General features: G+C 68.8%; 16 protein-coding genes and 1 pseudogene. 7 read left to right on the top strand and 10 right to left on the bottom strand.

Translation table 11 applies throughout. The features are described 5' to 3' along the window. Positions 1 to 16 precede the first annotated feature (16 nt). From G514_RS0108950 to G514_RS0108935, 4 genes are all read right to left on the bottom strand, one after another. A complete protein-coding gene (locus tag G514_RS0108950; RefSeq protein WP_028651480.1) occupies positions 17 to 955 on the bottom strand; it encodes a cytochrome c biogenesis CcdA family protein in 939 nt (312 codons plus the stop codon). Next, the gene (locus G514_RS25740) at positions 948 to 1274 is read right to left on the bottom strand and encodes a hypothetical protein (RefSeq protein ID WP_051247165.1); all 327 of its coding nucleotides are present in this window, start codon (positions 1272 to 1274) and stop codon (positions 948 to 950) included. The genes G514_RS0108950 and G514_RS25740 overlap by 8 nt, the downstream gene beginning before the upstream one ends. A 129-nt stretch (positions 1275 to 1403) precedes the next feature. Continuing rightward, a complete protein-coding gene (locus G514_RS0108940; protein WP_084151896.1) occupies positions 1404 to 2528 on the bottom strand; it encodes a sensor histidine kinase in 1125 nt (374 codons plus the stop codon). Continuing rightward, entirely contained in the window at positions 2525 to 3289 is a 765-nt protein-coding gene (locus tag G514_RS0108935; RefSeq protein ID WP_425411434.1) for a response regulator, read from the bottom strand. Before G514_RS0108935 ends, G514_RS0108940 begins: the two co-directional genes overlap by 4 nt. Before the next feature lie 134 nt (positions 3290 to 3423). On the opposite strand from G514_RS0108935, the gene G514_RS0108930 reads away from it, so the two are divergent. The 5 genes from G514_RS0108930 to G514_RS30885 all read left to right on the top strand — a co-directional run bounded on the left by G514_RS0108930 (position 3424) and on the right by G514_RS30885 (position 6404). Beyond that, positions 3424 to 3690: an SHOCT domain-containing protein gene (locus G514_RS0108930; RefSeq protein ID WP_211222093.1), complete on the top strand. Its 267-nt coding sequence runs from the start codon at positions 3424 to 3426 to the stop codon at positions 3688 to 3690. A 62-nt stretch (positions 3691 to 3752) separates the two neighbouring features. Continuing rightward, positions 3753 to 5264 carry a multicopper oxidase family protein gene (locus G514_RS0108925; RefSeq protein WP_028651476.1) on the top strand — a complete coding sequence of 504 codons (1512 nt, stop codon included), beginning with the start codon at positions 3753 to 3755 and terminating at the stop codon, positions 5262 to 5264. 2 nt (positions 5265 to 5266) lie between these two features. Continuing rightward, positions 5267 to 5710 (top strand): hypothetical protein, encoded by a 444-nt coding sequence (locus G514_RS0108920; RefSeq protein ID WP_028651475.1) that lies wholly within the window; start codon positions 5267 to 5269, stop codon positions 5708 to 5710. A 131-nt stretch (positions 5711 to 5841) separates the two neighbouring features. Beyond that, the gene (locus G514_RS0108915; RefSeq protein ID WP_028651474.1) at positions 5842 to 6087 is read left to right on the top strand and encodes a YgaP family membrane protein; all 246 of its coding nucleotides are present in this window, start codon (positions 5842 to 5844) and stop codon (positions 6085 to 6087) included. A gap of 155 nt (positions 6088 to 6242) precedes the next feature. Then, the gene (locus tag G514_RS30885) at positions 6243 to 6404 is read left to right on the top strand and encodes a hypothetical protein (protein ID WP_211222092.1); all 162 of its coding nucleotides are present in this window, start codon (positions 6243 to 6245) and stop codon (positions 6402 to 6404) included. Between the two features lie 303 nt (positions 6405 to 6707). Here G514_RS30885 and G514_RS0108905 read toward each other — a convergent pair whose 3' ends face one another. Genes G514_RS0108905 through G514_RS25730 form a run of 3 tightly spaced genes read right to left on the bottom strand, consistent with a single transcriptional unit; the run spans position 6708 to position 8223 of the window. Further along, positions 6708 to 7346 (bottom strand): maleylpyruvate isomerase family mycothiol-dependent enzyme, encoded by a 639-nt coding sequence (locus tag G514_RS0108905; protein ID WP_028651473.1) that lies wholly within the window; start codon positions 7344 to 7346, stop codon positions 6708 to 6710. Next, on the bottom strand, positions 7343 to 7825 hold the full coding sequence (locus tag G514_RS0108900) for an SRPBCC family protein (RefSeq protein WP_245582146.1): 483 nt from the start codon (positions 7823 to 7825) through the stop codon (positions 7343 to 7345). The genes G514_RS0108905 and G514_RS0108900 overlap by 4 nt, the downstream gene beginning before the upstream one ends. 2 nt (positions 7826 to 7827) lie before the next feature. Next, positions 7828 to 8223, bottom strand: coding sequence for an ArsR/SmtB family transcription factor (locus G514_RS25730; RefSeq protein ID WP_084151890.1), 396 nt, complete (start codon positions 8221 to 8223; stop codon positions 7828 to 7830). 47 nt (positions 8224 to 8270) lie between these two features. Between G514_RS25730 and G514_RS0108890 the strand changes: the two genes are divergently transcribed. Continuing rightward, positions 8271 to 8876 carry a class I SAM-dependent methyltransferase gene (locus tag G514_RS0108890; RefSeq protein ID WP_028651471.1) on the top strand — a complete coding sequence of 202 codons (606 nt, stop codon included), beginning with the start codon at positions 8271 to 8273 and terminating at the stop codon, positions 8874 to 8876. A 39-nt stretch (positions 8877 to 8915) separates the two neighbouring features. Here G514_RS0108890 and G514_RS25725 read toward each other — a convergent pair whose 3' ends face one another. From G514_RS25725 to G514_RS0108875, 3 genes are all read right to left on the bottom strand, one after another. After that, positions 8916 to 9497: a class I SAM-dependent methyltransferase gene (locus G514_RS25725; protein ID WP_169576350.1), complete on the bottom strand. Its 582-nt coding sequence runs from the start codon at positions 9495 to 9497 to the stop codon at positions 8916 to 8918. A 149-nt stretch (positions 9498 to 9646) separates the two neighbouring features. After that, entirely contained in the window at positions 9647 to 10375 is a 729-nt protein-coding gene (locus G514_RS0108880; RefSeq protein ID WP_028651470.1) for a TetR/AcrR family transcriptional regulator, read from the bottom strand. An 81-nt stretch (positions 10376 to 10456) separates the two neighbouring features. Continuing rightward, on the bottom strand, positions 10457 to 11380 hold the full coding sequence (locus tag G514_RS0108875) for a tyrosine-type recombinase/integrase (RefSeq protein ID WP_051247198.1): 924 nt from the start codon (positions 11378 to 11380) through the stop codon (positions 10457 to 10459). 178 nt (positions 11381 to 11558) lie between these two features. On the opposite strand from G514_RS0108875, the pseudogene G514_RS0108865 reads away from it, so the two are divergent. Beyond that, a pseudogene (locus G514_RS0108865) lies at positions 11559 to 12495 on the top strand (IS5 family transposase). Positions 12496 to 12509 lie beyond the last annotated feature (14 nt).

Raw genomic sequence — 12509 nt, 5'->3', positions numbered from 1 at the left:
TCCTCCAGCGTCCGGGTCAGTGGTGGGGTTCGGGGTGGGTCTCGGCGCTTGAGCCGTGGCAGGCGTGGTCGTGCTCCTCGCCGGTCGATCGGTCTGTGTGGTGCCGGTCTCGGAGGGTGGCGGCGACGAAGACCGCCGCGAGCCCGAGCACGGCGAGTGCGAGCACGGGCTCTGGGACTGGGTCGGCCCACTTCTCGATGCGGACGAAGACCTCGGACAGTCCCTTGCCGATGGAGACCTGGAATCCAGGGCCGCCGGTCATCTGTCCGGTGTTGGCCAGGTAGATGACGAAGCCACCCATGACGGCGAACGCAACTGCGACGGCGAGGTTGATGGTGTTGGTAGCCAGCACCTTGCCGGCGAGCCGAAGCCGGACGGGCCGGGCCTGCAGGAAGCGACGCTCGCCGAGTCCGAAGCGGTCCCACAGCAGGGCCATCACGAACAGGGGGAACACCATGCCGAAGGTGTAGGCGAGGCCGAGCGTCGCTCCGCCGACGGCGGAGCCAGAAAGTGCAGACAGGGTCATGACCCCGACCAGCACCGGGGCGCAACACGAGCTGGCGATCCCGGAGAAGACGCCGAGCGCGAAGAAGCTCGCTGAGTCTCCACGAGTCGTGTCGGGGGCACGCAGGAACGACGGCAGGCTGACCATGCGGCCGGACAGACTCAGCCCCGCCAACGCGAGCATCAGCGCTCCGCCGGCGTAGTAAAGCGGCGCGTGGTAGTTGGCGATGGTCGAGGCGATCAGGCTCATGCCCAGCGTGATCGGAACGAGCACCAGTGCAAGGCCGGCGGCGAACACGAAGGTGAGCGGCAGCAGTCGCCACCGCCGGTTCTTGACCGCCACGGCCAGGTAGGAAGGGGCGAGGAAGACGATGCAGCAGGGTGCGAACAGGGCGACGCCGCCAGCGAAGAAGGCCGCGAGAACCGACCCGGTGGTGAGCAGGTCACCCATGGTGGGACTCCCCCGCGGAACTGAGAGGGGCGCCGGTGTTGCCGAATCTGTCCCTCAGGAGCTTGTCGAGCTTGCGTCGCGGCAAGCGTCCGCTGCTGAAGAAGGCGTCCTCGAGCAGGACCAACGGGGTCATCGCCGCGCGGTGGCGCGCGATCAGCTCTCGGCCGGCGGCACTGCGCGCGTCCAGCGTGTCAAGCGCGACAGGGTAGCTGGCGGCGAACGCTTCCAGCGCTCGGTGCGCGTCCTCGCAGAAGTGGCAGGCCTCGCTCTCCACCACGGTGATCCGGGCCGGCTCGAGTTTCGGCGTGGGTGATGACATGGGTTCTCCCTAGGCGCGCTGGTTCGACACCCCCGAGCGTCGGCGAAGTCCTCGGCGAAAACCCGCGAGGTTGTGTGAAGGTTCCCTGAAGATGCCGGGCCGTTGGTCCCGACGACTGGGCCGAAGGGCCTAGTGGATGCCGGGCAGCCGGACCGTGAACGTGGCGCCGAGTCCAGTCCCAGCGCTGGTCACCGAGATACCACCACCATGCGCGTCGACCAGCGCCTTGGCGATGGCCAGCCCGATGCCCGATCCGCCATGGCGACGATCGCGGGCTGTGTCGGCGCGGAAGAACCTGTCGAAGAGGTGGGGCAGGTGCTCCGCTGCGACTCCCTGACCGGTGTCGGCGACCCGGTACTCGACCCAGTGATCGATCCGGCGGCAGGCCAGCGTCACGGTCCCGCCCTCGGGTGTGTGGCGTAGTGCGTTGTCGAGCAGATTTCCGAGCACCTGTCCGAAGCGGTCGCTGTCGACGCGGACCTGGCCGGCTTCGTCGAACTCGGTACGAAGCTGTACCCCCTTGGCGGCGTAACGGTCTTGGGCGACCTCGGCGGCCGCCGCAGCCAGTGCAGCAGCGGCCATCGGTCTCAGGGTGACGTCGAGTCCTTCCTCCGCCCGGGAGACGGCTGTCATGTCCTCGGCGAGGCGCCGCAAGCGGCCTGTCGAGCCCCGGATCACGCCCAAGGTGTCATCGTCCAGGGCTCGGATGCCGTCCTCGACAGCCTCGAGGTGTGCGTCGATCGTGGCCAGGGGCGTGCGCATCTCGTGGGCCAGGTCGGCCAGCATGCTGCGCCGACTCGACTCCGTAGCCCCGAGACGCTCGGCGAGCCGGTTGTAGGTCAGTGCCAGCGACGCGAACTCGCCGCCCAAACCTGGATCGGGCACCCGTGCGTCGTAACGACCGTCGGCGATCTGCGCTGCTGCGGCGGCTACGTTGCCGATCGAGCGCTGCACGCGACGGCTGAAGTACCACGAGACCGCCAGCGCCGCGAGAACAGAGGCGAGCAGCGCCAGTGCGACCGAGAGGACCAGCGCCGAGGCGAAGGCTTCCTCGACGTGCCGGGTCTCCTCGGCGGTGTGGGTGTCGCCGGCTTGTTCGAGGTGTTCGGTGAAGATGCTGGGTCCGACGACCGAGGCGACCAGCCAAGTGGTCAGGGCTCCGGCCACCAGCACGAGAGCTTGGGCGACCAGGAGCCGAGCGGCGAACCGCGGCCGAACACGGCCCGTTTCCACCGGATATGCGGCAGTGGTCACTGCCCGGTGCCCATCCGGTAGCCGACTCCACGGACCGTCCGGATGAACCGGCCTTGGGTGGCGTCATCGTCGAGCTTGCGGCGAAGGTGGCCGATGTGGACGTCGACCAAGTGCTCGTCTCCGACCCAGTTGGGACCCCAGACGGCGTCGATGAGCTGGCGCCGGCTGAATGCCATCCGTGGCCGTCCGCTGAGGGCAGCGAGGAGGTCGAACTCGGTGCGTGTCAGCGCCACTGGTTCGCCGTCGAGCCACACGTCGCGTCCCAGCGGGTCGATGACTATCGCACCGAAGCTTCGGGCGTCTTCCAAGGCGGCGGCCGCTCCCGATGGGCGTGGTCGGCGCAACATGGCCTGGATCCGGGCCATCAGGACCCGGGGGCTGAAGGGTTTGGTCAGGTAGTCGTCGGCACCCACCGAGAGCCCGATCAGTGTGTCGATCTCCTCGGTGCGCGCCGTCAGCATGACGACGTAGGCATCGGAGAAGGTGCGCAGCTGCCGACAGACCTCCACTCCGTCCAGGCCCGGTAGGCCAAGGTCCAGCACCACGACGTCCGGATCGACGGCGTGGGCGGCCTCCACTGCCTCCAGTCCGTGATGGACCACTGTCACCTCGAAGCCGTCGCGCTCGAGATAGCTGCCGATGAGTCCGGCCAGCTGCGTCTCGTCCTCGACCACCATGGCCCGCAGGCCAGTGACGGGTCGCGACCTCGCGGCACCCGCTGCCGGTGAGCCGGTCCGTCCGTCCGTCAGGTCCTCGCCCATACCCGTCATGGTGGCAGTCCCCCGCGGGCCAACTGCCGGCCCGCACCCCTGCCGGCGAGTTCTTCAGCGAACCTTCACATGATCGCGACGGAGACGCACGGGTGCCCGAGGGACCGTGGGATGAATCGAGCCACGTGAAGGAGCTGAGGACGATGATGGGCTGGTACCACGACGGTTTGGGCTGGGGCGGCTGGATTCTTATGACCGTGGCCATGGTCGCGTTCTGGGCGTTGGTCGTTTTCGCCGTCGTCGCGATCTTCCGCGACGCTCAGCGCACCAACACTTCCACACCCGAGCACCGGGACCCGGCGCAGATCCTCGACGAGCGGTTCGCCCGAGGTGAGATCGACGAGGACGAGTACCACGCCCGCAGCAGCGTGCTGCGCTCCTCGGCGCACTAGCACCCTCGCCCTCCCCACCTCGCAACTTCGGCTTTTGCCGACCACGAGTCAGGAGCCCAACCTTGTCTGAGATCTCCCGCCGCGCCGCCTTGCGCGGAGCCACCGGCCTCGCGGGTCTCGCCGCCCTCGGAGGCCTCGCCTCCTGCAGCCGACCGACAGGGACGGCGGTCGGCCCCGCCAATGACGCGGTGGCAGCGGCTGAGGCGGCGCGCCGGAATCCAGGAGGCCGGCTGGTCACCGCCCGGCTCACTCCGCAACCGGTGACCCTCGACCTGGGCGGACGGACCGTGAACACGTGGGCCTACGGCGACACCGCGCCTGGACCACTGCTCAGGCTCGACGCCGGCGACGTACTGCGCGTCGACGTCGACAACCAGCTGCCGGCCGCAACCAGTGTCCACTGGCACGGCCTCGCACTGCGCAACGACATGGACGGCGTGCCCGGGCTTACACAGGACCCGATCGCCGCCGGAGAGAAGTTCCGGTACGAGTTCACGGCGCCGGACCCGGGCACGTACTTCTACCACCCGCACTCCGGCGTCCAGCTGGACCGTGGCCTGTACGGCGTCCTGGTCGTCGACGACCCGGACGAACCGGGGCGGTACGACGCCGAGTGGATCGTCGTGCTGGACGATTGGGTGGACGGCACCGGCCGCACGCCCGATGAGGTCCTGGCCGAGTTGCAGGCCGGCGGCCATGACCCGATGGGCGACATGCAGGACATGGAGGGGATGGACCACGGCTCGATGGGTGGGATGGAGGCCATGCAGTCGCCCCTGCTGGGCGGTGCCGGTGACATCTCCTACCCGCACTACCTGATCAACGGCCGCAGCCCCACGGATCCGGGCACGCTGTCGGCAAAGCCGGGGGAACGGGTTCGGGTCCGCTTCGTCAACGCCGGCTCGGACACAGCGTTTCGGGTCGCCGTCGGTGGGCACCGCATGACCGTCACGCACAGTGACGGCTTCCCCGTGGTGCCGGTGCCCACCGACGCGCTGCTCATCGGGATGGGCGAGCGCTTCGACGTCACCGTCACCCTCGCGGAGGGCGTGTTCCCCCTGGTCGCCTCGGCAGAAGGCAAGCAGGGCCAAGGGCTCGCCGTGATCCGCACCGCCGCTGGTCGTCCGCCCAGTCCCGACGTGAAGCTCCAAGAACTGTCGGGCCAGGTGCTGCTCGGGACCGCGTTGTCGGCGGCGGAGTCGGTCCGCCTGGACCAGCGGCCGACCGACCGAAACCACGACCTGGTCCTGGGCGGTCACATGGCGCCCTACCGCTGGACCATCAACGGCAGGACCTTCCCCGACACCGACCCGCTGCAGCTGACCCAGGGCGAGCGCGTCCGGCTGCGGTTCGTCAACCACACGATGATGTTCCACCCCATGCACGTACACGGACACACCTTCGCCCTGACGAAGAACGGCGCCCGCAAGGACACCGCCATCGTGCGCCCCATGACGACCCTGGACGTGGACCTCGATGCCAACAATCCAGGCCAGTGGGCGACCCACTGCCACAACATCTACCACGCCGAGACCGGCATGATGACCACGCTCTCCTACCGGACCGGCGGATGACGATGTCCGATCCGCCCGCCCCGGGCGCCGCTGACGAGCCCTTCGGGTCTGAGGCGCTCGCCACGGCTGAACCGGACGTCGAGCGCCCTCGCATCCTGGCGACGGTGTGGAACGCGCTGACCGCCCTCGTCGGCGGCATCATGGGCCTGCTCCCCCACCTGCTGCACCACGTCGGGCTCCTCGGAGGAGCGGTACTGGTGACAGGCGCGACCGGCAACGTGCTGTTCGCTGTGGTCGGACTGGTGTTCTCCCTACCGCTGCTCCGACGCCTCTACCGGCGCTTCGCCTCGTGGAAGGCACCGGCCCTCGCATTGGGGGCATTCGCGCTGATGTTCTCGCTCTCGGCCCTCGTCATCGGCCCCGCCATCAGCAACGACGATCCGGACCAGGACCGCGCCCCCGTGCAGACCCCCGATCCTGCCGACCACGAAGGCCACCACGACTGAGGCATCCATCGCTCTGGAGCCACGTGCTTCTTCAGCGAACCTTCACCAGACGACGCCGGTACCTTTACCCCCTGGCGAGACCCTCGAATTGGACCAGTACCTCAGTGGTCCACCAGGAGTTGGAGGAAGTCATGAGTAACCGTTGGAGCACCAACATCACCCCCACGGAACGCGTCGCCCGCGTCGCCATTGGCGGCCTCGGCGCCGTGGCCGGAATGGTGTTGCTCGCCGGCGCCGCATCCACCTTGGCCGTCGTCCTCGAACTGCTACTGGTGCTGGCCGGCCTCGACCTGGTCGTTACCGGCGCCCTCGGCCACTGCCCGCTCTACAGCAAGCTGGGCCACGTGCCCGCCTCCCTGAAGGGAAGGACATCATGAGCACCCCAAACGGCATGGACCACGACCCACTGCGCGCTGCGCAGGAGTGGCCGTACTCGACGCAGTCTTCGGCAACCCCCCAGACTCGCCAGGCCGGGCACGAGCCTGGCACCGACGAAGGTGTCCACGGAGCGCACGGTGGCCACGGGTGGATGATGATCGTCTGCTGCATCCCGATGCTGGCCATCGCCGGTCTGCTCTTTCTGACCGGCGTGGCTGGCTCCGGCATCATCTTCTCCGCGCTGCTGTGCACCGCGATGATGGCGGCCATGATGTTCGCCATGCCCGGTGGGCACGGCGGCCACGGCCCCAAGTAGACGAGCGCAGTCCACGCTCGCCCAAGGGATGTGAGCCGATATGGAAGGCCGCACGGCATCGGTGCCGGTCACCCGCCGGTTCCTCACCACCCGTCCGGTGCGCACCGCCGCCGTCGCCGCGGTGGCGTCCGACCCCGCCAGCGGTCTAGTGGCCCCTGGGCCTTCACCTCTGGCCGTGCCCCCGGGACAGCCGATGAGGTCGCAGGTGCTCGACACGAACCCGATCCAGGTCGCGGAGCGCGTGGGTCAGCAGCCTGTCGATCGCCGAGGATCCGTCACTGGCGTGCCTCCTCCAACACAATCCTAGGAGGCGCGGGTCCTGACGACGCGCGAGCGAAGCGTCCCCAGCCCGGGGCCGCTCAGCTCATCCAGAGCCTGTGTGCGACCGGCCACACACATGAGGAGGGCTTCTGCGGTGCCGATGATCTCGGGGCCCTCGCCGGTGCTCCAGTCGATGTCTGTCGCGACCAGGCTCAGGTTCTTGGCGTGCTTCTTGGCGGGCAGCGTCGGGGCCTGGAGTGCGAAGTCGAGGACGGCCGGGAGCCGGCTTGTCGGGATGGTGCGTGCAAGGCCGAGAGCGCGTCTGATGTCTTGGTGGTGGATGGTGCCGTCGGTCAACGCGATGCCGCCGCGGAACCCTGACGTGAGTCCGCGTGTGTTGCGGGAGACGAGGTCGATGATGTCGTCGGGTTCGAGGGCGTCGTACCGCTTCAGGGCGACGTCGTTGACGCGACTCACACGTAGGGCGCCGCGGAGGAAGGTGGCCGCGAGGGTCGCCTTGGACAGCTCGTCGTAGCTGACGACGTGTGTGGCGACGTCACGGACGCGCCATTGGCTGCAGAGCGAAGGCGCATTCCACTGGGTGTCTGTGAGTGTGCGCAGCAGTGCCAGGAGCTCGGTGCGTTCTTCCTCGGCGAGCGCCATGAGGTCGGGCTTGCTCACGCGGACTCCTCGGCTCCCTGGGTGAGGGCCTGGTAGCGGGCCAGGTAGAGCGGCCATCCGTCCGGTGCGTCGACGCCGGCTTGCATGGTCTCCCAGCCGTTGCCGTGTCGTTCGATGCCACGGTGCACGAGGGTGACGCGGGTACGATCCTCTCCCTCGGCCTCGAAGGTGACCTCGACCTCGCTCGTTCGGGCCAGGTCCGCGGCGACCTGCCAGTCCGGCCCGATATCCCAGGTAAATGCAAGCCTCCGCGGTGGGTCGAAGGCTAGGACGCGCCCCCAGCGGCAGATGGTCCCATCGACGCCGCGATCGTAGACGTCGCCGCCGGCGTGCTGCTCCAGGACCGTTCGCTCGATGGGAACCGCCAGCATGTTGTGCTCGCGCGGCTTGATCCGATCCAGGTCAGTGAACCTCCAGAACGCCGCTTCCTGCGACAACCCGACCACGACCTCGTGCCGCACTGTCCCGTCGGACTCCACACTCACCCTGCTCCTCTTTCCTGCTCGTGAGGTCCGGCGGCCAAGTTGCCCAGGGCCCCGGCCCAGAACTGCTCGAGCTGCCGCCGATACCGGTCCAGCCGCTGCGCGTCGATGCTGTAGACCCGGTGACGCCCCGTCTGAAAGTCGTCGACGATCCCGGCGTCCTTGAGAACCTTGAGGTGCTGGCTGACCGCTGGCCGGCTGATCGGCATCTCGGCTGCCAGTTCTGTCACCGTGCAGGGACCTAGCGAAAGCCGCTCGATGATCCCGCGCCGGCTCGCATCACCGAGCAACGCCCATGCATCTAACGGGTAAGCCACCACGAACACGTAAGTTAGCACTAACGCGTCGCCGGGACCACCCGGCCGACCTGCCGCGCCGCCTGCATCAATGGACATGCAGGTTCTGTGGCCATGCTTGAAGGCCGTTGGGTGAGGATGGCGTTGTGAGCGAAGAGCACTGGGACCGGGTCTACGCGACCAAGGGCCGCGACGACGTCAGCTGGTACCAAGCAGTGCCGGCGACGTCCGTACGTCTCGTCACCGCAGCCATCCCCGCAACTGCCGCCCCGAGGCGGGTCATCGACATCGGCGCGGGAGCGTCCACTCTCGCCGACGAGCTCCTGACGCGCGGCTACGACGTCACCGTCCTCGACGTCGCCCCGAGCGCCGTCGCGTCGGTGAAGGCCAGGCTCGATGATCGTGCCACCTACCTCATCACCGATCTCCTGGAATGGCAGCCAGAGACGACGTACGACGTGTGGCACGACCGCGCCGTCTTTCACTTCCTCACCGATCCGACCGCGCAGACCGCGTATGTCCACCTCGCCGCCAGGGCGGTCCGCGCGGGTGGCGTCGTCGTGCTGGGGACCTTCGCCCCCGACGGGCCCACGGCGTGCTCCGGTCTCCCTACCGCCCGTCACGACGCCGACTCGCTGGCCGCCCTGTTCGCGGACTACTTCGAGCTCGTATCGAGCGAACGGGACGAACACACGACACCGTGGGGCGCCGTTCAGCCGTTCACCTGGGTGACGCTGTCCCGCCGGCCCTGAGGTGTCCGTGGCTTGACGTCAGCCATTGCCGAACGCGCGTCACACCTGTCCAGCGTGCGTGCTGTCCGGGGTCGCGAAGGCCTCGCGGTGAGCACTCGCCAACACGAAGGAGACCTCCGAGGGAGCGCCGTCGGGGTGGTGACACTGACCTTCGAGGCCGGCGCTGGCCAGCCAGGCAATGCACTGGTCGGTGGTGACGTCCGCGTAGACCTCCGGGTCGAGCCGGTTGGGTAGTGGGTGTTCGCGCCCGCGGAACACCATGAGGACTCGGCCACCGGGACGCAGGACGCGGGCGATCTCCGCGATCGTGGCCTCAGGCTTGGACCAGAAGTAGAGGTTGTGGACCGCGAACACCGCGTCTTGGGAGTCGTCATCGAGAGGGAGCGTGACCCCATCCCCTCGATGGAGCGTCAGGACGCCGGTCCGGACGGGCTCGGAGTTGCGGCGCCCGGCCAGGCGGACCATCTCCTCGGAGACGTCCACGCCCGTGACGCGGGCGCCGCGCTCGACAAGGAGACCGAGGGTGCGGCCGGGGCCGAAGCCGATCTCGAGGATGTCCTCGCCTGGGCGAGGCGCGAGGAGTTCGAGGGCGGCGTCATTCGTCTTCGCGGTCTCCTTCACCCACAGCCGCCCGATCAGTGGACCGCCGAGTCCGTGCGGGTGGGCGGCCTGCGCGGAGAGGTAGCGAGTCAGCGGTCGGGTGGCGATGGAGAGAGCTCGTTGCGGCCAGGGTCTGCGGTCGAGCGAGCATTGGCGGGTAAGGACGGGCATCAGGCACCTCCGGTTGGTTTCATCGAGCGGGTGATCATCGCGGCGAGGGTGGTCGCCACGGTGGTGTCGTCGTACGGCGACGGCGACGCGAGTGGGGCGGGGTCGAAGCGGCAGTGCACGCCCCACAGCACGCACAGTTCGACTGTCGTGCGCGCGACCAGGTCGACCGGCCCGGGCAGCGCGAGCAGGTCGGCCCGATGGCGGCTGTCGAGGTAGGCCTTCATGCCCGACATCTGGTCGCCGCGGCCAGTGTCGGACCAGACCTTGCCGAGCTCCGGCAGCTCGGGGGCACAGCGGTCGACGAGCTTGATGGCGACGCGGTTACGGGACAGCCGCTCGTAGAGGTCGACGACGATGCCGGAAAGCTCGGCCGCGGCCTCGTCGGGAGTTCGCGGCAGACGGTGACGCCCGAGCGCCTTGGTGAGAGCCAGGTCGGGGACCTCGGCGGCCAGGCGCCCCGCCACCAGCTCGGCGAGCTCGCCGTCGGCGGGAGCGCGCACTGGGAGAGCGCTAATGTCCGGCATTGCTTCGAGTCCGTCCCCGTAGCAAATGGCGGCGGCGAACAGCGCCTCTTTGCCAGCGGCGTAACCGTAGAGCGTGCCCTTTGCCAGCCCGAGGACGTCCGCGATGTCCTGCATCTGGGTGCGCCGATAGCCGTGGGTCACGAAAACGCCCACCGCGGCGTCGATGACGGCGGGCAGTCTGTCTGGAGGAATGCTACGTGCCACGGTTCTCACAATAACTGACCGACCGAGTCAGTCAAGTCACAAACGCCAAGGCAAGGCCCCTCCCCCGCTTCTAGCCCGTGGTCAGAGGCTGCCCAGGTCGAGGCGTCGGGCCTCGGTGGCGGCGCGTTCACCGGCGTGGGCGCGGGTGTAGCGGATGAGCATCTCAACGCGGGTCCAGCCGGCCATGGCCATCAGGCCGGACTCGGATCCGCCGGCGGCGAGCCAGCGGTGGGCGGCGGTGTGCCGGAGTCGGTGTGGGCGGAACCCGGCGATGCCGGCCAGATCGGCGCGGCGGCGCAGGGACCGGTAGAGCGCGTCGGCGGCGAGCCCGCACCGGCGTTCGCCGAGCCAGAGTTCCTCGCGGTCGGCGTGCGGCTGCGTCCGGCGGACGGCGAGGTAGGTGCGGATCGCGGCGGTGGTGGCGGGGCCGACCGGGATGACGCGGCCGCGGCCGTCCTTGCCGCGCTGGATGGTGACCAGGCCCGCGTCCAGGTCGAGGTCGCGGGCGGTGAGGGCGATGACCTCGCTGAGCCGGATGCCGGTCTCGGCCATCAGCCGGATGATCGCCTCGTCCCGCACGTGTCGCAGGGACCGCGCCTCCGGGTCGGGCTGCCGGATCGAGCTGGCAGTCGCCAGCAGCGCGCGGACCTGGGCGACGGTGAGCGGGTCGACTACGGGCTGGTCCAGCTTGGGTGACGTCATGCCCTGGAACGGCGCGGCGTCGAGGTGTCCGACGGCGGTGAGCCATGCGGCGTACCGGCGTACGGCCTGCTGTCGGATCCGCGCGGTGCTGGGTGACCGGCCGGCGGTGAGCATGTCGGTGATCCAGGTCTGCAGGCTGGTGCGCCGCATCGGCGGCAGGTCCTGAGTCTTAACCCAATTTGGGTAGCGGCTCAGGGCGTCGAGGTAGAGGGCGATGGTCATGGGGCTCTTGCGCTCGGCGGTGAGCGCAAGGCGCCACTCCCCCGTCAGGTCGCGGGCGGCGGATGCGGTGAGGTCGGTCATGCCGACAACCGACCAGCGCGCGGTCAGCGGCACGCGCTCAGCGACAGGAGACGGTCAGGACCCTGCTCGGCTCGGAGCCTGGTCCGGATAACTCAGCCGTACCGAGCAGAGCGGGCTCAATGTGAACCCTAGGGCGTGTTTCCTTAGTCCGGGCGTGGGGGGCTGATTTGCTGCTGACATGTCCCGTCAGAGATTGCTCAGCGACGCTCAATGGGAGCAGATCGCACCGTTGATGCCGTGTTCGGACGGGGTGAAGTCACGCCCCTTTCGCGACCACCGGCAGGTGGTCGAGGGAGTGATCTACCGGTTCCGTACCGGTGTCGCTTGGCGTGACCTGCCTGAATCGTTCGGTCCGTGGCAGACGGTCTGGAAGCGGCACCACCGGTTCTCGATCGATGGCACTTGGGACAAGATCCACGCCCGGTTGCTGGCCCAGGCCGACGCAGGCGGTGACATCGACTGGATGGTCAGCGTCGACTCCACGGTCAACCGCGCCCACCAGCACGCCACCAACACCCGCCGGGTCGAGCAGCCCGTCGGCGACTCTCGCGCCGCACGTTCGGCACGAGCCGCGGCCCGCACAGGGGGCTGAATCGAGTTACACAAACCCGTGGGACGAGCCGCCCGATCATGCGATCGGACGCTCCCGTGGAGGTTTGTCGACCAAGATCCACCAGCTCGTCGACGGGCGTGGCCGACCCTTGGTCATCGCACTCACCCCAGGGCAGGCCGGCGACTCCACGATGCTGCAGCCGCTGCTGGCCCAGCTCGCCGTGCGCCGGCTCGGTCGCGGACGGCCACGCACCCGACCGGTCGCGGTCATCGGTGACAAGGCCTACTCCTCACGCAGCAACCGAACGGCACTGAGCAACCGGGGAATCAAGGCGGTGATCCCCCAACCCTCCGACCAGATCGGGCACCGCAAGCGGCGCGGTTCGGCCGGCGGCAGGCCACCGGCGTTCAACGCCATGACGTACAAGGACCGCAACGTGGTCGAGCGTTCCTTCAACGACCACAAGCAATGGCGCGGCATCGCCACCCGCTACGACAAGCTCGCTGTCACCTACCGAGGCGCCGTCGTCCTACGCGCCATCACCATCTGGCTGATGACTTAGGAGACATGCCCTAG

This window comes from Nocardioides halotolerans DSM 19273, from assembly GCF_000422805.1.
GTDB lineage: Bacteria > Actinomycetota > Actinomycetes > Propionibacteriales > Nocardioidaceae > Nocardioides > Nocardioides halotolerans.
Note: the sequence above shows the minus strand (reverse complement) of the source record. Positions and strands in the feature narration are given on the sequence as shown.